The sequence below is a fragment of the Streptomyces sp. NPDC002055 genome (assembly GCF_040296705.1).
GTDB lineage: Bacteria > Actinomycetota > Actinomycetes > Streptomycetales > Streptomycetaceae > Streptomyces.
Map to the genome: position 1 here is coordinate 1 of NZ_JBEOXS010000090.1, position 21,066 is coordinate 21,066.

Below are 21,066 nucleotides of genomic sequence, written 5' to 3' on the forward strand. Positions count from 1 at the left end.
CGACCGATCACATCCACCAGAACAGCCGCGGAGCCGCCCTTGTCGCCGAGGCCATCGACACCTGTCTGCCGACCCAAAGCGCGTAGCCGGTTCCGGCGGCGGCCCCTTTGTGGCTCACGCCGTGGAACACCGGCACCTGCTACCTGGCCAACCTCAACGGATAGACCCGCCGACAAGACGCGGCGATTCACCAGCTGGACAAGCTGGGGAGGTGGGCAAGCTGCCCCGAACGGCGGCTTGCCCAGCCCCGCCGGGGCCCGCTGAGGTAGTGCCGCCCTGCCGGACGTCCTGGCCGGGGCGAGCCTGGAGGAGGAACCGGTGGTGGGATTCAAGACGGGGGAGACGGTCGTACGGCGCGACGTGCACCGCTCCGGGCGGGTGTGGAGCGAGCAGGCCATGCGGGTCATCGCCGACACGGGCGAGGCGCTGGTGGCCGCCTGCGCGCCCGGGGCACAGACCCGCTGGCCCGCCCTGTACGCCAAGGCCCGCGCCGGCGGCGACCGTACGGTGCGTACCGAGGCGTTCAACGCGATGGCGGCGGGGGAGTGGGAGCTCGCGCCCGGGGTGTGGCAGGAGACCGAGCTGCTGCTGTGGAAGCCGCCGACGGAGTGGTTCAGCATCAACGCCTTCTTCACCCCGGCGGGACTGCGGAACTGGTACGTCAACTTCGAGCACCCCACTCGCCGCACCGATGACGGGTTCGACACCTTCGACCTGACCGTCGACCTCGTCATCGACCCCGACCTGAGTACTCTCACGTGGAAGGACGAAGACGAATACGCCCACGTCCGGCGCCTGGGCATCGTCACCGACACCGAGCACCAGGCGGTGCAGCTCGCCCGCGCCCAGGCCCTCGCCCTGATCGAGGAGCGGGCCGGGCCGTTCGCCGACGCCGACCGGTGGGCGGCTTGGCGCTGGAACCCGGCCTGGCCCGCGCCGTGTCTGCCGGAGCCCGCTCACCCGGCGCGACCACGGATCCCCGGGGGCGCGGTGCCGGCAACTGGGCCAGGGCCGCGCGGCACCACCTGAGTGGCAAGCCGACGGCACGAGCCCCGGAAGGCACCGTGACGGCGTAGGGGCACGGCTCGCGAGAGCCCTTCAACACGTCGCCGAAGCCGCCGCCGGTCTGGCGCCGTTCACGGCAGTACCCCGGTGGCCGGCCGAATCCGTGGCGGGCCGCGTACCTGCGCCGCGGCCGGTGGTGAGGGCAGCTCCGGCATGGCCCCCGGCGGTATCCGGGGGCGGTCGGCCGGTGCTTCACCGGTGCCGTCTGGAGCGGCGGACGCTTTCCTCCAGGGCTGCCATGAGGTCTGCGGGCGGCTGCGCTGCGGCTGCGGCGTCTCGGCCAGCTCGCCGCCGGTGAGTCTCGGGGTGACGAGCTCTTCGAGCGCGCGTCCGTACTCCTCGTGCAACTCCGCGGGCTGGACGCCCAGCATCTCCTCCACCAGGATCTCGGCCAGGCGGAGCTCCGCCTCGGCGACCGGCACCTGCGGCGCGAGGCCGCCGGGATCGCGGACCTCGGACGGCCAGGGAAGCGTCTGTTCCCGCGGCGGGCCGAAGCCCGCGGGACCCGGCCCCGGTGGCCGCGTCGTCCAGCCAGACCGTAGGGGCAGGCGTCACTCGGACGGGGGGATTGAGCGGCGCTTCACAGGCCTCAGGCGTGCTCCGATCGGGAATCGGGCAGATCCGGGGCAGACGGAGAGGATCCCCTACGGCTTGGGCTCGCCCGGCCCGAGGTGGGTCCATTCCGCGTTTGCCGGTCGGGCTGTGCGGTGGGCTGGAGGCGCCATGGTGACGATCTCTCCGAACCAAGGGCCGGAACGTGGCGGCACCGTGGTCACGATCGTCGGCCAAAACCTCGCGGGTACCACCGCGGTGCGTTTCGGCTCGAGGCCGGCCACTGGTGTCACGCAGGTGTCGCCCACGCAGGTCACCGCGGTCTCCCCGCCCGGGGCGGGCACGGTCGGAGTGACGCTGACGACCCCTGGGGGCACCGCCGGCCCGGTACCGTTCCACTACCGTCACCGGGCCTTCCTGTGCGCCCTGAGCTCCACGACGGGTCCGCTGGCCGGCGGCGGGACCCTCACCATCTATGGTGACCGTCTCTTCACCGCGACCACCGTGTACTTCGGCTCCACGGCCGCCACTCCCACGGTCGTCTCGGATCAGGAGCTCACCGTCACCGTCCCCGCAGGCGAGCAGCCGGGGCCGGTGACGGTGACTGTGGTCACCGCGGGCGGCACCAGCAACAGCCTCACCTACACCTACGCCAGCCTCCCCGCGGTCACCGCCCTGACCCCCACCTCCGGCACCCCCTACGGCGGCACCGCCTTCACGATCACCGGCACCCACCTCACCGGCTCCACGGTCACCTTCGACGGCGTCCCTGCCACCGGGGTCACGGTCGACGCTGCAGGAACCTCCCTGACCGGAACCACCCCGGCCGGAACCATCGGCAACGCCACCGTCGAGGTCACCACCCCCAACGGCAGCACCACAGCCCCGGACACCTTCCTCTACACGTTGCGGCGCGCCTATGTCACCAACACGGCAGCGAACGCGCTGTCCGTGATCGACACCTCCACCAACACCGCGCTCACCCCGATCACGGTGGGCACCAACCCGCGCGGCGTTGCCGTCATCCCCGACGGCACCCGCGTCTACGTCACCAACAACGGCCTGGGCACCGTGTCGGTGATCAGCACCGCCACCGGCAGCGTCACGGGTTCCATTACCGTCGGCACGACTCCCCACGGGGTGGCAGCCCTTCCGGACAACACCTGTCTCTATGTCGCGAACAACGGCTCGGGCACGGTGTCCGTGATCAGCACGGCCAGCAACTCCGTCACCGGCACCATCACCGTGGGCAGCAACCCCTACGGGGTGACCGCGTCCCCCGACAGCTCCCGCGTCTACGTCGCCAACCAGGGATCCAACAGCGTGTCGGTGATCGACACCACCAGCAACACCGTGATCACCCCGGTCACCGTGGGCACCAACCCACGCGCCATCGCCGTCACCCCGGACGGCACCCGCGCCTATGTCACCAACTCCGGCTCCGGCACCGTGTCGGTGATCGACACCGCAACCAACACGGTCCTCACCGCCATCACCGTCGGAACCACCCCACGCGGACTGGCCGCCACCCCGGACGGCTCCCGCGTCTACGTCGCGAACAACGGCTCGGGAACCGTGTCGGTGATCAACACCGCCAGCAACACGGTCACCGGCACCATCACGGTGGGCACCACTCCCTACGGGGTCGGCGTCACCCCCGACGGCGCCCGCGCATACGTCGCCAACCAGGGATCCAACACCGTCTCCGTCATCGACACCACCACCAACAGCGTGACCACCTCGATCGCCGTCGGCACCGGCCCCTTCGCCGTCGCCGTCGCCTGACGCCCGCCCCAGCACTGAACCGGGCCGCGGCAAGGCCAGCTGCGTCAGCGCTTATCCCGATTGCGGACGGCCAGGACCGCCAGCCCAGAAGGACGGGCTCGGTCACACGGCACGCAATCTCGATGCAGGTGCGCGTCTCCCGGAGAACGACACCGGCCTCGGCCGGGACACAGGAGCGGATGTCCCGGCGCGTGGTGTCCATCATCGCGTGGGTACTTCCCGGAGGGGGTCTCCTCCGTCGAGGAAGAGGCGGCCGCCGGGCGCCAGCGCGGCGGCGATGCGGAACATGGCCTGGTGGCCGGCCTCCGGGTGGCGCCCGTCCAGCGCGCCGACGCGTACCGCGAAGACGAGATCGAAGGGGCCTTCGTCCGGTCCGGGGACGAAGTCTTCGATGGCGACCTGCCGGACGCGGAGCCGCCCGGCTGCGATCTCCTCGGCACCAGCGGCCTCTGCTCGGCCAATTGCGGTGGCCGACCGGTCGATTGCCAGGATGCTGCCGGCTGTCAGCCGTGCTGCCACGGCCCGGGCCGCGGCGCCCGGCCCGCACCCGATCTCCAGGACCTTCATGTGCGGTTCGAGCGGCAGCGCGTCGACAACCTCAGCGAGACGGTTCGAGAGACGTGGCGGCACGAGCCGACCCTCCCACAGCGGCGCGACGGGCCGAAGTCGGCACCGCGCCGCCCTGGACATTTGCAGGCTCGCAGCGGGCCGTCGACGAGGGCGCCCAGGTCTGTCTTCACACACTGATGTTGGACGCCCTCGTCCCATGTCCGCAGGCCATCCCTTGGACTCATTCATCTTGTGGTTTCGCCAGGTCGGACCACGAGCCATTCCTGGGATCCGTGGGTTTGGACTTTCGAGGAAGTTCCTGTGTCCGGACCGAGGATGCAGGCGGTGGTCGTGGCGGAGCCCATGACTTCGCGGTGGCACATGAGCGGGGTTGATATGGCGGCCTATGACTGGGATGTTCATGTGGCTTGCTGGAACGGACTGGACACGGGGCAGGAGCTGTTGATGGTCGATATGGTGCTTCAGATCGTTCAACAGATGGCGGCCGGGAGCGTCACTGTGGTGGGCGCCGAAGTGGGCCAGGCGGTCTGCTCGGCGGTCCGCGACCGTTTCGCGGGGACTGACAGCAGCCGTGAGGCCCTGGGGGCCCTGGATGAGCGGCCCGACGACCCGGCCGCCGCCGCAGCAGTGCGTGCGCTGCTGCAGGCCGAGGTGGACGCTGACCCGGATTTCGCTGAACGGCTTTCCGCTCTGCTGGCTCAACAGCGGTCCGTCGAATCGGCCCGGGTCACTACGGGAAGCATCACGTTGGAGGGCACGACGCTGCGAGGCCGCAACACGATCTCCCTGGGGCCTGTGTCGGTCAGCAACACGCGCAATGTGCGCCTGTCTCTCCTGGCAGTGGCTCTGTGCCTGGCCGCTCTCGTGGCGTTGGGCATATACGGCGGATTACGGCTGTACAGCGGTGAGGACGGGACCAAGCGCAGCAGGATGCCCGTCGCAGCGGGGAAGAACGGTAGCGGTGAGCCGGATCGAGGCAGTACCGAATCGCACGATGAGCCGGCTGTTACCGCGCTGCCGGCCTCGGTCCTCCACACAGTGCTCCCTGGCCTCGAAGACGTCGCACCGCGATGGTCCTACCACTCTCCTCCTGATTCGATCACCTATGACCAGGACTCTTCGGGGCAGGTGGCCATCGCCTACGTCTTCTACTCCCTCACAGGTACGGATGAGACGACTGTCTGGTTCTCAGTAACCTCATACACCGATAGCGCCAAAGCCAAGGCCGCTTTCCCCCACCACGTCAAGGACGCCCGTGCTGCGGCCGCACCAACGAGCAGCAGCGACCTGCCGCAATGGACGACCAAGGTCCTTACTCCGCCGGACATCGGGGACCGGAGCTGGCTGGGCGTCTCCACTTCTTCCCGCGGCCTCGATGGCGACCGCATGTCCCTCGTCACACGCGTTGACGCGGTGACCATCGACATCAACTTCAGAGGTCTCGATGGTGGTCCGTCCGAGCCGGATACCGCCGAACTCACTCGACTGGGCCGCATGATGGCCCTGCGCGCCGAGCAGGGGCAGAACGGCCGGCACCCCAGTGCACAACTCGACCAGGGCTGAGCATGGCACGCACAGCCCTGGGCCCAGCATGTCCGGATCGACACCCGGCACCGCTACCCGGGAACCCCCGGGGATCGGCGGCGCTGACGACATCGTCCCAGCACCGGCGCATCCACATCAGCCGAACGGGTCGGGGTGGTCCAGCTCGATCGGGGTGAAGGAGAAGTTCACCGCGGCCTGGATCGGCGGCACGAGCTCGCCGCCGGGCTGCGGCGCGGGGGCCGGCCTCCAGTCGGGGGCGACCGACGCCCAGCCCTCGGGGCTTCGGGACAGGAGCTGCTCGCTGTAGGGGAACTGGTGCAGGACGTGCTCGCCGCGGGTGGCGAGCACCATGTTCAGGCACGGGGCCGGGCCGACGATCGGCAGCTCGCAGGCGGTGGCGACGTCGTGGGTCTCCCAGGCGAGGACGACCGGCGAGCACGCGCAGCCGGTCGATGGTGGCGGCCGGGCCCTGGTCCTCGCCGCGGACGGCGTGGTGGAAGGCGAGGGCGAGCTCCACGAACCGGTGGACGAAGGGAAGCCCCGCGGCCTCGATGTCGGTGTGCAGGCTCTGGGCGCGGGCGGTGACGTCACCTGTTCCGGCGTCCTTGATCAGGGCGACGACCTGGGCGAGGGCGAGCTCGTCATCTGCTCGGTCGGGGTCGGCGAGATCCACGGCGGCCTCCAGGTCGTGGAGAACTGGAACTCGGCGAACACCGTGCTCCACGCTGGCAAGGACGGCGCTCTGACCGGCCCGGACAAGGAACATGTCGAGACCTCGATGCTCGCCCTGTACCTGCTCCAGTCCGCGCTCGTGCACGTGAACACCCTGCTCGTGCAGCAGGTCCTGGCCGAACCGGCCTGGGCGAAAGAAGCTGAGCGACGAGGACCGGCGCGGGCTGACCGCGCTGTTCTGGTCGAACGTCAACCCGTACGGCACCTTCCGCCTCGACATGGACAAGCGCCTCGACTTGGGGCTGCCCACCACTGTGTCCCGTCCCCGCGCTTCGGCGGCCTCCGCGTGAGTTAGTGGGAATGACTGTCTGTCAGAGATACGTGGGGTGGGGGTGGGGTGCGTGACGGCTCGCGGCCTACCCGACCTGCGACGGTTACTGTGCAGGAGACCTACGGGCATGCTGTTCGGTGCCGTTCTCTGATCCCGTTGAGTAGTTCGGGACGGGGACCGGGGAGGTGGGCGGGTGCCAGGTGAGAATCCAGCCGGCGGTAAGCACCACCGCGCCGCCTGCCAGAGCGACTGCGCCGCCTGTTCCAATGCCTGCGGCCACCGAGCCCAAGCAAACCGGCCCAACGCCCTGTAGCGTCATGCTGCCGGAGCCGAGCAAGCCGAAGGCCTGGCCTTGGCCATCTGGCGGCAGGGCGTCCAGGAACGGCCGTTGCAGGCCGAGACCGTAGGCGAATCCGAAGCCGCAGAGCAGCAGCAGACAGGACGAGACGCCCACTCCGGGCTCGGCAGCAAAGCCGATCAGCGGCAGCCCCGCCAGCGCAATCAACGGGACTACCAGTCGCTCCCGGGCGCGTGGCCGTAGGAGTCGGCCCACCAGCAGGTCACCGACAAGCATGCCGACCGGCAGACAGCCCATCAGCACCGCGTACCAGCCGGGCGCGAAGTTGCGTCCTCCCACGTAGGCGACGATCAGGCCTTCCGCGCCCGCGACGAACGCGGGTGGGAGCCACTGGGCCAGCATCAGTCGTCGCACCGTGTGTCCGCGCAGCAGCAGGCCGGCACCGTGCAGGCTTGCACGGACGGCCCCGCTATCGCCCCGAGCGCTGCCGGGTGTGCCGCCGAACTCTCCGGGCTGCAGCCGGGGTAGCCGGATGCGGATAGCAAGCGCGCAGCCGAGGTAAAGGGCGGCGCTGACCGCGAGCGCCCGGTGCGGGCCGAGTGCCGCGACGACCGCACCTCCCAGTGCCAGACCGAACAATTGCGCGCCGGAGGCAGCGATGTTGTTCAGTGACCGGCCCAGTACATAGGCGTCGCCCTCCAGCGACTGCGCGACCAGCCGACTCGACGCGCCGTGAAACACCGGTGTGGCGAGGGAGACCAGCGCCACGACACCGAGGCTTGCCGCGATCGGCATCCGCACCAGGGCGAGCAGCAGGGCGGCGGCGCACGTCAAGGCGTAGCCGCCGGTGATGAGCGCGCGGGGCGGCAGTCGGTCGGCCAGTGAGCCCAGCAACAGCGAGCCGAACAGTTGCGGGATGAAGCCGATGCCGAAGGCCACTGCGCTCAGCAGCGGGGAGCCGGTGGCCGAGAAGACCAGAACCGAGAACGTGGTGATCCGCAGCGCGTCCGCAGTGATCGCGACGGCGCGGGTTGAGAAGAGCAGCCGGAACCGCGGCTCGGCCAGCACCTCCCGGTAGGTGGCACAGTGGTTGCCCTGCGCGGGCTCGGCGGTTGGGGTCATGACGCGCAGCCTCGCCGTGCGCCCACGCCGCTCACCAATGATTCGTCGCTGGACGAATTGGAACAATGTCCCGCGGTAGCATGGCAGGGTGCTGCGCTTCGAAGTCTCCGTCGAGGACCTGCTGCGCAGCCGCTTCGCGCTGTCGCCCGCGCTGGACCTCTGCTTGCTGCTGCGCTCGCTCATCGGCCAGGGCCAGCCGCTGCCGCGAGCTTGGGCCGCCCGGCTCATGCCGGCCTTTGAACGGCTTCGCCGCGAGACCGAACTGGACGCCGCCCTCGCTCTGCAGGCCCCGCAATCGGGACCGAACTTCGTCGCCCCGCCTCCGCGCGGCCTCAACCAGACCTGGGCAGACGACCTGGCCATGATCCGGGCCACACCGTTGGAAGCGGCCCGCCACGAATTCGCCACCACCGCGACCGGCCCGTCCGCCCGCAATCCCCGCGTACGCGCGGTGCTGGATTCGCCGGACGCCGTCTCCAGGATCGCCGAGGCGATGGACCGGGCATGGCACGAGATGCTCGCCGCGGACTGGCCACAACTGCGCGCGATCTGTGAGCGCGATGTCGTGCACCGGGTGGGTGCGATCGGCGAACACGGATGGGCCACGACCATCGAGAGCCTGCACCCGGGCATCGCCTGGCGCGCCGGCGGTATCGAGGTCGGCTTCTTCCGAGGCGGAACAGTCCGCCTCAGCGGCGACGGGCTGCTGCTGATCCCTTCGGTCTTCGTCGGGCATATCGCCGCCCACCTGGAAGACCCCTGGCCCAGGACCTTGATCTATCGTGCCCGCGGCACCGCCGCCCTGTGGGGCGAACAGGAGACCGTCCCCCAACCGGACGCGCTGACCGCGCTGGTCGGCCGAGCCCGAGCCCGGCTGCTGTTGGCGCTGGATGCCCCGGCCAGTACCAGCCACCTCGCCCGAAGCCTCGCCATGGCACCCGGCGCGGTAGGAGACCACCTCTCCATCCTGCGAGGCTCGGGGCTGCTCGTCCGCGCCCGGTCCGGACGGTCGGTGCTCTACCGGCGCACCCCGCTCGGCGAGGCACTGGTCGCCGGTTCGGGCTGAGGGCTCGGATCAGCACAGCAGCTCTACGACCAGCAGCTCGTCCGACTCCCAGGCGTCCAACGCCTGACTTCCACCTGGTCATGAAGAACGTCGTCCAGGACAGACCGCTGCCAGAATAGCCGCACCCTCGCCCCGGCCGCCCTCTCCGTCGGCAAACGATCGAATGACGACAGGTTGGGTGGACGCCCAATGAACCCCAGATTTTCGGGGCCTGACGACGACTCGGATCCAATGAGATCCGATGGCAGTTGACGACAGGGTTAGAAGACAGCCGAGGTCCGATGCGGCGCAGAAGAGGGGAAGAGCGTGGCCAATCTCGTCTACAAGCGGGTGTCGACCGACCAGCAGTCGACCGCCCGGCAGAACCTCGTCCTGGCAGACGCCGGAATCGAGGACCCGGTCGTCTTCGAGGAAGAGGCCGAGGCCGGCGCCGCCACAGCCGAGGGCGGCGGGAGGGCGCCGTCGGTGCCGGCCCGCCGCCCGACCCGAGGCGAACACCAGGTGAACGTCCCCGCGCACCGGATTGGCGTCCCCCGGTGACCAGCGGATAGCGGTTCTGAGGCCAGGGCGCGCGGTCGGCCCGCACCCTTGACGAAGGATGCGGGCCGACGGTGGTTCTCCGGCGGTGAGGGCGAGCTCCTCGGGTGCTGGCCTATTCGGTGAGGTGCTCGACGTCGCCTACTACGAACTCCCCGTAGTGGAACGCTCTTCCCAGGGCTTCCAGCCTTGCGTATTGAGCCTCGGACACGTTCACGGCGTCCGGGAACATCGCGGCGCTCTTGATGGACAGGGCTTGGAGCAGCAGGCGGAAGGCGAGATCGGGAGTACTGACGCGGACGCACTCGGCCAGTGCGACGGTCACCTTCTGGTCGAGGATGCCGTTGAACTCCGTCACCGTGGACAGGACCTCATCGGCCAGCCCACGGCCCTCGTCCAGGTCAGGGCCGGTGAGTGCCCGTGTGTCCGGGCGGCGGGAGAGCCAGGCCTCGCATCGGCGCGTACCGAGCAGGCCCGCGGCCGTGCCGTGGACGGACCAGCTGCCCGAGCTCGCCGCGCCCTCTGAGCGGCGACACGTCCCGGGGGCGGTCACCGCGTGAGCACCGAGCCGAGCGGGGTCGACCTCGCTCGCCGGGCCCTGGTCGCCGCCCGGAAGCGGCGAAGAAGAACGGCGATGCGCCGCCCGGACAAGCCCCGGCGGCGCACCGGCCCCGTGGTGCGGGGCGAGGGACGGGAGCCACTCGGGCTCGGCACCGCGATCACCCAGATGATGAGCGCCTCCGCCAGGCCGCGGCCACCGAGGCCGCCGCCCTGCGCCGGGCCCGGCAGGAGCGTGCGACCCGGGAACTGGGGACGACGACCGGCATCCCGGAGCCGGCTGGACTGCGGACCACCGCCTGAGCCAGCTGGATAGATCAGCTCACCCTGTTACTGGTGGTTGTCCCCGCGTAGCGTTACGGGTACACCGTGCGCTGCTGTCGCGGTGCGCGCCGAAAGAGGGGGAGTCGTGCAGGCAGAGACCGTGCTGGACGGCCGCTATCGGCTGATCCGGCCGATCGGTGAAGGCGGCTTCGGTCAGGTCTGGAAGGCGCACGATCCCAAGGTCGACCGGCTGGTGGCGGTCAAGGTCCTCACCGGCGGCGGCGCGGACCACGACCGGCGGGCTGGCGATGGCATTCGGAGTGGGGGACGCGAGTATGGGCGAGGGTGGACTCGACGTTCGCCTCAGGGCGGCGGTTCAGGCGGGGGATTCCGAGGCCGTGCGGGATCTGCTGGATAGGGGCGCGGATCCGGATGCGGTGGCCGCGGACGGGCTTCCGGTGCTGTATGGGGCCGTGGCGGCGTATGACGAGCCGGTCGTCGAAGCGTTGGTGGAGGGCGGCGCGGACCCTGACCGGATGCTGCCAGACGGGACCACACCGCTGTGGCGCGCCGTCGACGGAGGCTCCCTGGCGGTCTTCTCTGAGGTGCTGGGCAAGGAGCCCCGTCTGCGGCTTTCGGAAGCCGCCCGTGAAGGACTCCTTGCCTTGGCCCGGGGCTGGTATGAGACGGGCGCGGCCGAAGAGCTGCGGCGCAGGACGGGCGCGTCGGGTCCGGCCGCGACGGTCCGAATTCAGGACGGCGAATACGACTGGGTCGATCAGGTCTCGCTCGGCGGCCTCGCCGTACGGGCTGGGCACGGTGCCATCCTGACCTCACTGGAGTGGGCGTTCCGTATCCTGACTCCCGTCGATGAACTGATCGCTCGTGCTGTTGAACCGCCAGACGAGGATTATGTGAACTGGTCGACGGTCTGCTGGATCCTCACTCAACGCCGCAGCTTCGAGACCTGGTCGGCCGTGGTGGCCCATCGCCACGACCCTGACCCGGCGCATCGCCGGTTCGTGGCGGATTACCTGCGGATGTGGCGGGGTCCCCACCCCAGCCCCTACTACGAGAAGAAGGAGAGCGAACTCCTGGCCGCCTGGGCGGCCGAGGAGACGGAGGACGAGGTACTCGCGAAGGTGCTCGACGCCTTTACCGAGCACGGCCATCCGGGCCAGGAGGCCATCGGCCTCCGCTATGCCGATCATCCCGACCCGCGCGTGCGCCGCGAAGTGCCCTACGCCCTTTCCGCGGACTACGTTGCCCGCAGCCCTGCGGCCAAGACCGTTCTGCTCACCCTCATGCGCGACCCGGACGCCGAGGTGCGGCTCAGGGCGTGTAGGGCCAGCATGCTGGACGACGAACTCTTCCCAGAGATCACCCGGGCGCTGCTCGTGCTGAGCGAGAACCCGGATGCCGACGTGCGGGGTGCGGCCGCGGCGGCGCTGGCCGGCTCCCGGGACCGTACGCCTGCCGTAGCCGACGCTCTGGCGGCGTTGCTCGGCGAGGACAACCAACTCGTGCGTCTGGAAGCCGCCTACGGTCTCGCCCTGCGCGACGACCCACGCACCGCCGAGGCGATCGAGAGGGTGGGGCCTCTTGACAAGGGCTTCGAGCATGACCATCGGGCCGACGAGCTCTGGCGGTGGAGGTGGCGAAAGGAGAACTTGGCTGCCGAGTGACGACTGGTCAGCGTGGGCGCCGGCGCTGCCCGGTCCAGCCGTTGCCGACGAGAAGAGCCGTAGCCAGCCCAGCCGGCAAGGTTCGAGCGTTTGACGGTCGGGCGGGACATGCCGCACGGCACCGGGGTGGAGTCGGTGATCCAGACTGTGTCGGTCCAGAAGTCGCTGTCCCGGGCGAGTTCCCGGATCATGCGCTTGACCAGCGGAAGCGCCGCACGGAGCCGCTTGTTGTAGCCCGCGCGCTGGGGCAGGTACGGGAACATGCCGCTCAAGTGCTTCCTCGCGTAGCGCAGCCAGCGGGCCTCGGAGCGGTGGCCAAGGAGTGCCTGTGCGACCGCAAGACAGACGAGTTCGGAGTCGCTGAGCAGGGGCGGCCTGCCCATCCATCGCGTTCCTCCGATCTCGTCGTCGATCTTTACGTACAGTGCGGTCAAGAGGGTCTCAAGGTCGGTCGTCACAAACTGATCATTGAGGCCCTCGCCCTTTCCCGGGGGCCGGAATTGCGGACCTACGCGGGCGCGGGAACCGGACGGTCGTGTGCAGAGCGTGCCTCAACTCTGCGTGCGGTGTGAATGAACGTTGCGTGCAGCGCCCTCGGTACGCTCAGGCTTCTCCCTCGCCGGTGCTCGCGCTTGCACCCACGATCGCCACCGCCTGCCCGCTCACCCGCACGCGCGGGTCCGTGGTGGATGCCTCGACCCGGAGCAGGCTGGGCCGACCGAGATCCTCCCCCTGGCGGATGGTGAAGGCACCGGTAGGCGGGAGGGCGCCGAGGGCGCGCAGGTAACCGCCGAAGGCGGCGGCCGCGGCGCCGGTGGCCGGATCCTCGACGACACCGCCGATCGGGAAGGGGTCGCGGGCGTGGAAGAGCTCCTGGGCCTCACGCCAGACCAGCTGGAGCGTGGTCCAGCCGTGACGGTGCATCACCTCGGCCAGAGCGTCGAAGTCGTAGTCGAGGGCCGCGAGACGCTCGCGGGTGGCCACGGCCAGGACCAGGTGCTCGTTTCCGCCGAAGGCGACGTGCGGTGGGAGTGCCGGGTCAAGGTCTTCCGGGGACCAGTGCAGGGCCGCAAGGGAGGCGTTCACCTCCTCGTCGCTCGCCGGTCGGGAGCGGGTGGGGACGCTGGTGAGCGTCGCCGTCACGGAGCCTCCGGGCTCTGCAGAGGTGTCCAGGGCGATCTCACCCACCGGCGTGTCGAAGATGAGCGGGCCGGGGCCGATCCGCTCGGCTAGGGCCACCGCGGTGGCGACGGTTGCGTGGCCGCAGAAGGCGACCTCGGCAAGCGGGCTGAAGTAGCGCAGCCGGAACCGGCGCGCCGCGTGGTCCGCGGCGGTGACGAACGCGGTCTCCGAGTAGCCGACTTCGGCGGAGGTCGCGAGCATGGCGGCATCGTCCAGCGCGGCCGCGTCGAGTACGACGCCGGCCGGGTTGCCACCGGCGGGGTCGGTGGTGAAGGCGGTGTAGCGCAGGATTTCGGGGTGTGTCTTCAGGCTCATGCCCCTACCGTGGCACTGCAGAGACATCCATACAAGCGATGGATACCGATTGAATCCATCGGTATATCCGATGGCAAACGCTATCGTCGGCGGCATGGACACCCGACTGCTGCGCACCTTCGCCACCGTTGCCCGGACCGAGAACCTGACCGCCGCCGCGGAGCGCCTGCACCTCGTCCAGTCCACCGTCACCGCCCAAGTGCAGGCGCTGGAGAAGGAGCTCGACCTGCGCCTGTTCGACCGGCTGCCGCGCGGGGTGGTGCTCACCGGCGCCGGACGCGAGGTGCTGGCGCAGGCGGAGGCGGTGCTGGAGGCCGAGTCCCAGCTGCGGGCGGTCGCCGCCTCGGCCGGGGGCGCGGGCGGTCAGGTGACCGGACGCGTGGTGCTCTCGGCCGGCGAGACGCTGGTGTCCGCGAGGCTGCCGGGAGTCATCGCCGCGCTGCGGCGCAGCCACCCCGGGATCGAGGTGGACCTGCGCACGATGGGGACTGCAACCGCCGTCGCCGCGCTCCGCACCGGCGAGCTGGACCTGGCCCTGCTGCTGGAGGACGATGCGGCTTTCCGCGACATCGAGTGCACGCCGCTGGCCCGCGAGCCGCTGGTACTCGTCTGCTCTCCCGAGCACCCCGTCGCCCGCAGCGCCACTGACTCACCCACCGACTGGGCGGAGCTGGCCCGCGAGGACTACTTCCTGCACGAGCAGGGCTGCTCGTACAGCGACCGCTTCATCGAGTGGCTGCTCGCCGCCGCCAAGGGCGCGCAGCCCCGGATCACGCGCTTCGGCAGTCTGGAGGCCGCCAGGTCCTGCGTGGCCGCGGGCCTCGGCCTCAGCCTGCTGGCCCGCGCCAATGTCGCGGACGCGCTCGCAGCGGGCCGCCTGACGCAGGTGTCCGGCCCGCAGTTCCCCGACGTCACCGTCCAACTGGCCCGCCACCGTCGGCGCTGGCTCTCCCCCGCGGCGGCCGCGCTCACCACGGAGCTGCCGCACCACTTCCCGCACTGAGCGCAGTTGCGCCGACGGACAGCGAGCCCAGCCGCGCACCCGCGCGCCCGGTCACTCATCGCGCATGACCACTGATCACTTCGGATCCACTCGTCTAGGAGGAATCTGCTCATGCCCGCATCCACGGCCACCCGGCGCGCGTACCGTGAGGTGACGACCCGCCGGGAGGACCGGATGAGCGCGCAGCCCGACCAGATCGTGGCGTACCAGCACCCTGATCTGTCCGACGTTCTGCTCTGCCGCGAACACGGCGAAGGATGGGCAGGGCTGATTCCACTCACGTCCCACGATCTGCCGTTCGTCGGGTTCTGCAGCTGGGGAACGGAAGACGACACAGCCGTGTGTGGCCGTGCCTTGCTGATGAAGAAGAGGAAGAGCAGCCGATGAGCGCGCGGCCCGACCACGCCCCCGTCACGCCGTACGCCCCTGCGCCCGGGGCGCCGGCCGAACTCCTCGCCCAACTGCGCGCCGACCGGCGCGCCGACACCTGGGTGCCGGCCTTCGAGCGGGAGTGGTCGGCCGCGCTCGAGGAATCGCGGCGTACGTTCTCCCTTGGTGGGCTGTACGAGTCGTCCAGGACTGGCAGGGCCGCATCGCGCACGCCCCGGCCGTCGACGCGTTCGTCGCCTCCGGCTACGAAGACGCCGGGTTCATCGACATGGCGGAGCTCCGCGGGCGGCGCCGGTGACCGCACAGCAGCCGTATGCGGTCTGCTTCTCCGCCCCGGCCGCCAAGGTCCTCGACACCCTGCCCGAGCACGCCGAAACACGGTGTGGGACGTCCTGGACGCCGCCGCCGGCCGACCCGTGGGGCTTCCGGCAGTGGAACGCCGACGACCCCGAGGGCGAAGACGTCCGCCACGCCTCCGTCGGCCAGCTCTCCCTCACCTACTGGGTGAACCGCCCCCTGCGCCGCCTGTCCGTCCTCACCATCACCTGGCTCCGATAGCCACCCGTAACAACGCTCCGCCCCGGCTTGGAGCTGCCGGGGGCGGTAAGGGATCCGGGTATCAACCGCGTTCGACCGCCAGGGATTTGAAGGTCTCCCGCATGAGCTGGTCGGTGGCACCAGGCTGTTCGACCATGCTGTCGAAGAGGTCGGCGAGCAGCCAGAGCACGAAGTTGTGTACCAGGGCTTCCTTCGGTGGGATCGTCCCGAACTGGTCGCGCCAGGCCACGGTGTCCATGCCCATGGCCGCGGCCATGAGGACGCCGGTGACCATCGGTACCTGCGCCGGGTCGGCCAGCTCGAAGCCGGGCAGCTTACGGATCACGGCCGGAATCAGATCACTGAGCGGATCGAGGCGGTCCTCCTCCGGGTCGTCCTGCCGGCCGATGATGTGCGCGGCCAGCACGCCCACCAGGAAGACCGCGCCCCGGGACACCTCCTCCCGGCCGTAGGCGTCCATCGCGGCCTGGACACGCTGCTGCGCCTGCTGGCGCTCCTTCTCAGGCGTGCGCTTCTCTAAGATCCGGTACGAGTCCCATGCCGCGCGGACTACCTTGTCCGCGACTACACCGTCACTGGTCATGCGCTGACCACAGTGAGCCGGCGGGCTGCGGCGGCAGCCCTCGCACAAACCGGCGGCCTCGATCCGGCGGGCACGCATGCCGCCGCCCGAGAGCGGGCGGAGCGCGAACGCACGGCCGCGGCCGCCCGACGCACTCCGGCAGGCGCGGCCGTGCGAGGACTGCAGCCAGGAGCAGGCCGCCGGGCTGTGAGAAGCCTGCGGCTACCGGTGCCGGACCGAGGCCCTGATCGTGGAGGCCGGACTGGTCGCGGCGACCTGGTCCGCCGACCTGGACGACCCCCATGATGGCGCCGCCGTCACCGCCCACGTCCGGGCCAGGCGGGCGACCTGCTCCAGGTCGTGGCGGAAGTGCGGGAGCTCGGTGCGCAGTCGGCGCTGGAGGGCCCAGAACCGTGCCGCCTCCTGGGAGGTGTAGGGACGGTTCTGCTCGGCGAGCAGCACATCCGCCACGGTTCCCGGCCGTGACCAGGAGCCCTCAGAGGTGCGGTCGTTGCGGTAGAGGACGGTACCGTCGCGCCCCCACACCATGACGGAGTCGGCCACCGCCTGCTGCTCGGCCGCAGCGACCGCATCGGCGAGCACGGCGAAGTGCTGATCGTGTCCCTGCGCGGTGGTGAACCGGCCACGGCCGCCCAGCCGGTCCACATCGGCACAGCGCACCGCGGTGCCCTGCCGGGAGTCCGCCGCTCGTACAGCCAGCACCACCAGCTCCCCCCGGTAGCCCGCCCGCCGGTAGGCCATCGCTCCCTCCACGAAGCCGGCTGCGCTGCCGGGGGCGATCTCGCGGCGCGGGAGTCCGGCGGGAGCACCAGGGGAAGGACCAGGAAGCTGCTCGGCAAGGGAAGAGGAAGACTGGGGCCCGCGGCCATGTGGGCCGCTACGCAGTGCGCCAGTACATACGCGCCGAAGGCGGGATTGAACAGCGCCGCAGCTTCAGGGAGTTGACGCGCGGGAGCCGACATGGCTATTCCTCCCCGTCAGCAGTATCGGACGACCGGGACAGCAGGTTCTCGAAATCGGGATGCCAGCCCACCGGGTCGTCGTCCTGCGTGGCCAGATCGGCCAGAGCATGAAGCGTGCCGCGGGCGACCCACCGCTTCTCCACCTGCGGCCGCAGCCGCAATGTCTCTGCAGCAGCCATGGCCTTGTCCAGAATGTCCACACCGGCCGTGACCGCATCGGCTCCGTACTCGCCGGCATCGAAGGCGTCAGCGCGTTTGGAGAACACCTGCTCCCATTCACGCCGGAGATCTGCCTCAAACTGGTCGAGTTCGCTCTGATCGACGTAGTGGCGGTGGAGCCAGCGGGATCGATGGGTCCATGCGTGGTGATACTCGCCGAGATGGAATCGGATGCTCTGGCGCCCCAGTTTCAGGAGCTGGAGCTGGGCAACGAAGACGCGGTCCTGGTACCGGGCCACCTCTTCCTCGGTGAGCCGTTCCAGCCGGTCGCTGATGGGCAACGAGGTCTGCGCGTACTTGCTCATCACGTAGTCGATCTTCGTGCGCAGTTCCTCGGCGGAAACAGATGCTCTCCGGCTAGGGTTGGAGCAGTCGAGCATCTCTTTGGAGACCCCCCACCACCAGCCCTTCAACTCCTCCAGGATCTCCTGGCTCTGGCCCTCATCCGTTTTCCATACGCCGATCACTTCACGGAGCTTAGAGTCCACCTCTGACACTCGAGGCGCCAGATCATCCACGACGATCTGGCCCACCAGAGCTTCCCGGACCACTGGAGTGCACCGGAGGAAGCGCTCCCGCCAAGGGCGGGTCGTCTTTGGCCCCTCGGCATCACCAGCGAGCTCCTCAAGAGCTGCCAGAGCTGCGGCTACATCACGCGTCTGCGGATCGGCCCGCAGTTTCTCCAGAAGGCTCCCGGCAGCGACCCGCTGAGTGGTGACCAAACGGAGCAGCGGCAAAGGCGCATCTCCGAGGATCTCCAAGGCATCACACCAGGAATTGACTGAACGCCACAGATCAGCACTGGTCGAGCCGATCTCTCCCTGGCCGCCATGATGCTTCGACTGCACAAGCTCGACAGGCACTGACCCGTGCAGCAGGTCAATGTCGTCCAGCATCTCCATGCGCAGCGCGGCCTCTGCGTCTTTGAACCACCGCTGCGCCAGCTCCACCAACGCCCACTTGCACTGGTAGAGGTAGCCCAGCATCTGGCCAGCCGCTGAGTGGGGCATCTTCTCTGTCACGATGCCGTCACTCTAGAGACAGCACGTAACTGGATCAATACATGCTCATAAGATCGCACATGGGTGCGAATGCCGACCGCTCCTTCAATTCTTGCGTTCCACCTCTATGCCCATTCGGCGCCCAGCGCCTGCAGTGCGGCGCGCTGTTCTTGTGTGAGTTTGTCGCGCCTCGCGCGGGTGTTCGATGTCCATACGCCCAGTTTCACGGTCACCGGTTCCGTCTCGCCGTCGACCGCGACTTCTTCAGCGTGGCCGCGGGGTACAGGCCGGTGGGCGCCTTCCCGTTCCACCCACTGCGCGAGGGCCGCAAGTCCGCGCTGGAATGCCTGCTGCGCCTTGCTCGGGCCCTTCGTCGCACGCGTGGCCGCAGGGGCGGGAGACGGCGCCTCAACGGGCTTGATGCCCAGCCTGGACAGCCGCTCCTGTTGCTCGGTGGACAGCTGCGCCCAGGTGGCCGGCTTCTTCTGCCGCTCCAGCCACCGCCCGATGTCGTCGCCGTCCATCAGTACGCCGGGCTGGATGTCGGGCAGCACCCCACCAGGCTCGTCCTCGGCGAGGTCGGCGAGGTGGCGGTAGTGGCGTTGCCAGTCCAGGGGCCACGAGCAGTTCCAGTCCGTGTCGATCGCGGTGAGCTGCGCCGCACGCTGCTCCGCCCGCTTCGGGTCCTTGCCCAGGCCGTTCTTCGTGCCCTTGCGCCGGAGGTTGGCCATGTGCTGCCCGATGGGCACCATTGCGTCGCCCTCGCCCCACATCTGGTCCTGTCGCGGGGCGAGGTGGCCGGTGGCTCGCCGGTAGGAGCGGAGCGCGGCGAGTTTGTTCTCCCAGGCTTCCTCGCCGGGCTCCCAGACCATCCCGGCCTCGGGGGCGTCCAGCAGCTCCTTGCGTCGCGGTTCCAGTTCCCCGGCCCGCAGTGCCTTTCGCTGGTGGTGCACCCACCTGCCCAGCGGGAAGTCCTTGGTGACGCCCACCGTCGTCTCGGTGTCGTAGGGGACGGCGTAGAGGCCGGTGATCTTGTTCTCCGCCCGCCAACGCAGCAGCGCCTGGTAGCCCTCCAGCCAGACCAGGGACTCGGGCCGGTAGACGCGGGTACGCAGGAAGGCCGCGATGGTGGCCGCGTCGCGGGGAGAGGGGAAGTGGAGCAGGGCCGGCCCGGCAGCGGCGTCGGTGTCGTCCTGCTCCTGGTCCTCGCCGTCGCTGCCGGCCCCGACGATCCGCCATTCTTCATCGCGCCGGAGGTGCACCTTGCGCTTCCCACTGCTGAGGGCGCGGGAGGCGAGCTGCTCGACCAGACGTTCGTCATGCGAGCGCAGGCCCTGGAGTACGGCTACAAGGGGGCGGTACGAGGCGCTGGCGACCATGTTGGTGGGGTCCTCGCGGGGTTTCAGGAAGACGGGCACGATGATCCTGGCCACTTTGGTGCTGCCGTCCTTGTTGAGGCGGAGTGCGCGGCCGATGTTCTGGACGATCTCGATCTGGGAGCCGCGGGTGTCGGCGAAGCAGACGGCTTCCACACCGCGTTCGCCGGTGATGTCGACGCCTTCTCCGAGGACGCGGCAGCTGGCGAGGAAGGCTCGGTGGACCCGGCGCCCGGCGGCGTCGGTGCCGCCTGCGAACTGGCGCAGGACTTCTCGCCGCTCGCTGACGAGGTGGTCGCCGCACAGCCAGGCCGACCACACCCGGTCCGGGGGTACGTGGCGGCCGGCCGTCAGCTCGTAGAACCCGGCGTCGATCGACGACGCGGGGAGCTTGTCCGCGGCCGCCAGGCCCTCATCAGAGGCGTCGTTGACGTACAGCTCGGCTGCGGTCTCCGGTAGCTTCTCCGCGAACGCGCGGGCTTCCTCGACCTTCTGGTGGAACGTCATGACGGTGCGCAGGTTCCACGCGGCGGCGTGCTCCAGGAGCGCGGTCTGCAGGAGCGCCAGACGCCGGCCCCGCTGCGCCTCCTCCGACTCCCCGAGGACGGGTGAGGGGTCGCGGATCTCGAGGACGTCGATCTCGAACCCGGCGAGGATCTGGCGCTCGATCGCCTCCGACAGCCCGAGCTCGGCGATCCACGCGCCGTACGTGCCGTCCGGGTCGTCGGCCATGCTCGCGATCTCCAGCTCCCGGCCGCCCCCGCTCTTCTGGGGCCGGGCCGCGGCCAGGATGCGTGGGGTCGCGGTCAGGTAGAGCCGGAAGCCCGCCGGGATCCGCCGGTTGTCATGGATCGCCGCCCACGGCCGCCCCAGATCACCGGCGGTTCCATGAGCCTCATCCACGACCGCCAGATCGAAGCCTTCCATCTGCTGCCCGTACAGCCGCTCCCCGCCGGCCAGGGCGGCTTCCAGCGGCCCGCGCACCTTCCGCTGGCCCTCGGGTGCGTCGATATCCTCGCGGTCCACCAGGGAGGCGTACGTGGCGAACACGACGACCGGCCCGGACCCCGCCCACAGGGCGAGCTGGATCGGGTTCGTGGTGGTCCGCACCCCCAGCGAGCCCAGCACCGCGTCGTTCTCCAGAGAGCACACCGCGACCATCGGCGCCCGGTGGCCCACCAGGCGCCAGGCCTGGGCGGTCTGCGCGAGCAGGTCCAGGGTCGGCACGGTCACGAGGATCCGGCCGTCCGCGAACGACTCCAGCGCGCACGCGGCGGCCGTGATCGTCTTGCCCGAGCCGGTCGCTGACACGATCGTGCCCCGTGCCCCCTGCGGCTATGTCGTCTCAATATGTTTGCAGCACGTGACTATGCTTCAAGCTTCTGACCTGCACACCTTCACATGCTGAGAAGGTGATCTTCCGGGCG

At 69.8% G+C, this 21,066-nt stretch carries 19 protein-coding genes and 6 pseudogenes; 13 read left to right on the forward strand and 12 right to left on the reverse strand.

Going from position 1 to position 21,066, the window contains the following annotated elements:
* Window positions 1-86, forward strand: a pseudogene (locus ABT112_RS32555) (SGNH/GDSL hydrolase family protein); the annotation flags it as partial.
* A gap of 232 nt (window positions 87-318) precedes the next feature.
* Complete coding sequence (locus ABT112_RS32560; protein ID WP_351515409.1) at window positions 319-1,029, forward strand: ribonuclease FAU-1 family protein; 711 nt, start codon at window positions 319-321, stop codon at window positions 1,027-1,029.
* Between the two features lie 107 nt (window positions 1,030-1,136).
* On the opposite strand, the gene ABT112_RS32565 is transcribed toward ABT112_RS32560, so the two are convergent.
* On the reverse strand, window positions 1,137-1,487 hold the full coding sequence (locus tag ABT112_RS32565; protein ID WP_351515410.1) for a hypothetical protein: 351 nt from the start codon (window positions 1,485-1,487) through the stop codon (window positions 1,137-1,139).
* Window positions 1,488-1,788: 301 nt separating this feature from the next.
* Here ABT112_RS32565 and ABT112_RS32570 point away from each other — a divergent pair, with 301 nt between their 5' ends.
* Window positions 1,789-3,402 carry an IPT/TIG domain-containing protein gene (locus ABT112_RS32570; RefSeq protein ID WP_351515411.1) on the forward strand — a complete coding sequence of 538 codons (1,614 nt, stop codon included), beginning with the start codon at window positions 1,789-1,791 and terminating at the stop codon, window positions 3,400-3,402.
* Between the two features lie 201 nt (window positions 3,403-3,603).
* Here ABT112_RS32570 and ABT112_RS32575 read toward each other — a convergent pair whose 3' ends face one another.
* On the reverse strand, window positions 3,604-4,032 hold the full coding sequence (locus ABT112_RS32575) for an SAM-dependent methyltransferase (protein WP_351515412.1): 429 nt from the start codon (window positions 4,030-4,032) through the stop codon (window positions 3,604-3,606).
* A gap of 315 nt (window positions 4,033-4,347) precedes the next feature.
* On the opposite strand from ABT112_RS32575, the gene ABT112_RS32580 reads away from it, so the two are divergent.
* Window positions 4,348-5,535, forward strand: coding sequence for a hypothetical protein (locus tag ABT112_RS32580; protein WP_351515413.1), 1,188 nt, complete (start codon window positions 4,348-4,350; stop codon window positions 5,533-5,535).
* Window positions 5,536-5,652: 117 nt separating this feature from the next.
* Here ABT112_RS32580 and ABT112_RS32585 read toward each other — a convergent pair whose 3' ends face one another.
* Window positions 5,653-5,868, reverse strand: coding sequence for a hypothetical protein (locus ABT112_RS32585; protein WP_351515414.1), 216 nt, complete (start codon window positions 5,866-5,868; stop codon window positions 5,653-5,655).
* Between ABT112_RS32585 and ABT112_RS32590 the strand changes: the two genes are divergently transcribed.
* The gene (locus ABT112_RS32590; protein WP_351515415.1) at window positions 5,867-6,544 is read left to right on the forward strand and encodes a Tn3 family transposase; all 678 of its coding nucleotides are present in this window, start codon (window positions 5,867-5,869) and stop codon (window positions 6,542-6,544) included. The genes ABT112_RS32585 and ABT112_RS32590 overlap by 2 nt on opposite strands.
* A 79-nt stretch (window positions 6,545-6,623) precedes the next feature.
* On the opposite strand, the gene ABT112_RS32595 is transcribed toward ABT112_RS32590, so the two are convergent.
* Window positions 6,624-7,940, reverse strand: a complete 1,317-nt coding sequence (locus ABT112_RS32595) for an MFS transporter (protein ID WP_351515416.1) — start codon at window positions 7,938-7,940, stop codon at window positions 6,624-6,626.
* Between the two features lie 88 nt (window positions 7,941-8,028).
* Here ABT112_RS32595 and ABT112_RS32600 point away from each other — a divergent pair, with 88 nt between their 5' ends.
* The 3 genes and pseudogenes from ABT112_RS32600 (at window position 8,029) to ABT112_RS32610 (ending at window position 9,546) form a co-directional block, all read left to right on the forward strand.
* Window positions 8,029-9,006, forward strand: a complete 978-nt coding sequence (locus ABT112_RS32600) for a winged helix-turn-helix domain-containing protein (RefSeq protein ID WP_351515417.1) — start codon at window positions 8,029-8,031, stop codon at window positions 9,004-9,006.
* A 3-nt stretch (window positions 9,007-9,009) separates the two neighbouring features.
* A pseudogene (locus tag ABT112_RS32605) lies at window positions 9,010-9,125 on the forward strand (Lrp/AsnC family transcriptional regulator); the annotation flags it as partial.
* Window positions 9,126-9,312: 187 nt separating this feature from the next.
* Window positions 9,313-9,546, forward strand: a complete 234-nt coding sequence (locus ABT112_RS32610; protein ID WP_351515418.1) for a hypothetical protein — start codon at window positions 9,313-9,315, stop codon at window positions 9,544-9,546.
* A gap of 112 nt (window positions 9,547-9,658) precedes the next feature.
* Here the strand turns inward: ABT112_RS32610 and ABT112_RS32615 are convergent, their stop codons facing one another.
* The gene (locus ABT112_RS32615; RefSeq protein WP_351515419.1) at window positions 9,659-10,096 is read right to left on the reverse strand and encodes a hypothetical protein; all 438 of its coding nucleotides are present in this window, start codon (window positions 10,094-10,096) and stop codon (window positions 9,659-9,661) included.
* Between the two features lie 604 nt (window positions 10,097-10,700).
* On the opposite strand from ABT112_RS32615, the gene ABT112_RS32620 reads away from it, so the two are divergent.
* Complete coding sequence (locus ABT112_RS32620) at window positions 10,701-12,050, forward strand: ankyrin repeat domain-containing protein (RefSeq protein WP_351515420.1); 1,350 nt, start codon at window positions 10,701-10,703, stop codon at window positions 12,048-12,050.
* 56 nt (window positions 12,051-12,106) lie between these two features.
* Here ABT112_RS32620 and ABT112_RS32625 read toward each other — a convergent pair.
* Both ABT112_RS32625 and ABT112_RS32630 read right to left on the reverse strand, forming a co-directional pair.
* Window positions 12,107-12,508 (reverse strand): annotated as a pseudogene (locus tag ABT112_RS32625) (transposase family protein); the annotation flags it as partial.
* 145 nt (window positions 12,509-12,653) lie between these two features.
* Complete coding sequence (locus ABT112_RS32630) at window positions 12,654-13,547, reverse strand: PhzF family phenazine biosynthesis isomerase (protein WP_351515421.1); 894 nt, start codon at window positions 13,545-13,547, stop codon at window positions 12,654-12,656.
* 94 nt (window positions 13,548-13,641) lie between these two features.
* Here ABT112_RS32630 and ABT112_RS32635 point away from each other — a divergent pair, with 94 nt between their 5' ends.
* From ABT112_RS32635 to ABT112_RS32650, 4 genes and pseudogenes are all read left to right on the forward strand, one after another.
* Complete coding sequence (locus tag ABT112_RS32635) at window positions 13,642-14,550, forward strand: LysR family transcriptional regulator (protein WP_351515422.1); 909 nt, start codon at window positions 13,642-13,644, stop codon at window positions 14,548-14,550.
* 111 nt (window positions 14,551-14,661) lie between these two features.
* A complete protein-coding gene (locus ABT112_RS32640; RefSeq protein ID WP_351515423.1) occupies window positions 14,662-14,937 on the forward strand; it encodes a hypothetical protein in 276 nt (91 codons plus the stop codon).
* Window positions 14,934-15,238: pseudogene (locus ABT112_RS32645) on the forward strand (DUF6247 family protein). The gene ABT112_RS32640 and the pseudogene ABT112_RS32645 overlap by 4 nt, the downstream one beginning before the upstream one ends.
* Window positions 15,235-15,498 (forward strand): hypothetical protein, encoded by a 264-nt coding sequence (locus tag ABT112_RS32650; RefSeq protein WP_351515424.1) that lies wholly within the window; start codon window positions 15,235-15,237, stop codon window positions 15,496-15,498. Before ABT112_RS32645 ends, ABT112_RS32650 begins: the two are co-directional and overlap by 4 nt.
* Window positions 15,499-15,559: 61 nt before the next feature.
* Here the strand turns inward: ABT112_RS32650 and ABT112_RS32655 are convergent, their stop codons facing one another.
* The 5 genes and pseudogenes from ABT112_RS32655 to ABT112_RS32675 form a co-directional block, all read right to left on the reverse strand.
* Window positions 15,560-16,081, reverse strand: coding sequence for a hypothetical protein (locus ABT112_RS32655; protein ID WP_351515425.1), 522 nt, complete (start codon window positions 16,079-16,081; stop codon window positions 15,560-15,562).
* 201 nt (window positions 16,082-16,282) lie between these two features.
* Window positions 16,283-16,822 carry a zeta toxin family protein gene (locus ABT112_RS32660; RefSeq protein ID WP_351515426.1) on the reverse strand — a complete coding sequence of 180 codons (540 nt, stop codon included), beginning with the start codon at window positions 16,820-16,822 and terminating at the stop codon, window positions 16,283-16,285.
* 56 nt (window positions 16,823-16,878) lie between these two features.
* Window positions 16,879-17,043: pseudogene (locus ABT112_RS32665) on the reverse strand (three component ABC system middle component); the annotation flags it as partial.
* Between the two features lie 2 nt (window positions 17,044-17,045).
* Window positions 17,046-18,284, reverse strand: a complete 1,239-nt coding sequence (locus ABT112_RS32670) for an ABC-three component system protein (protein WP_351515427.1) — start codon at window positions 18,282-18,284, stop codon at window positions 17,046-17,048.
* A 104-nt stretch (window positions 18,285-18,388) separates the two neighbouring features.
* Window positions 18,389-20,974 (reverse strand): annotated as a pseudogene (locus ABT112_RS32675) (helicase associated domain-containing protein); the annotation flags it as partial.
* Window positions 20,975-21,066 lie beyond the last annotated feature (92 nt).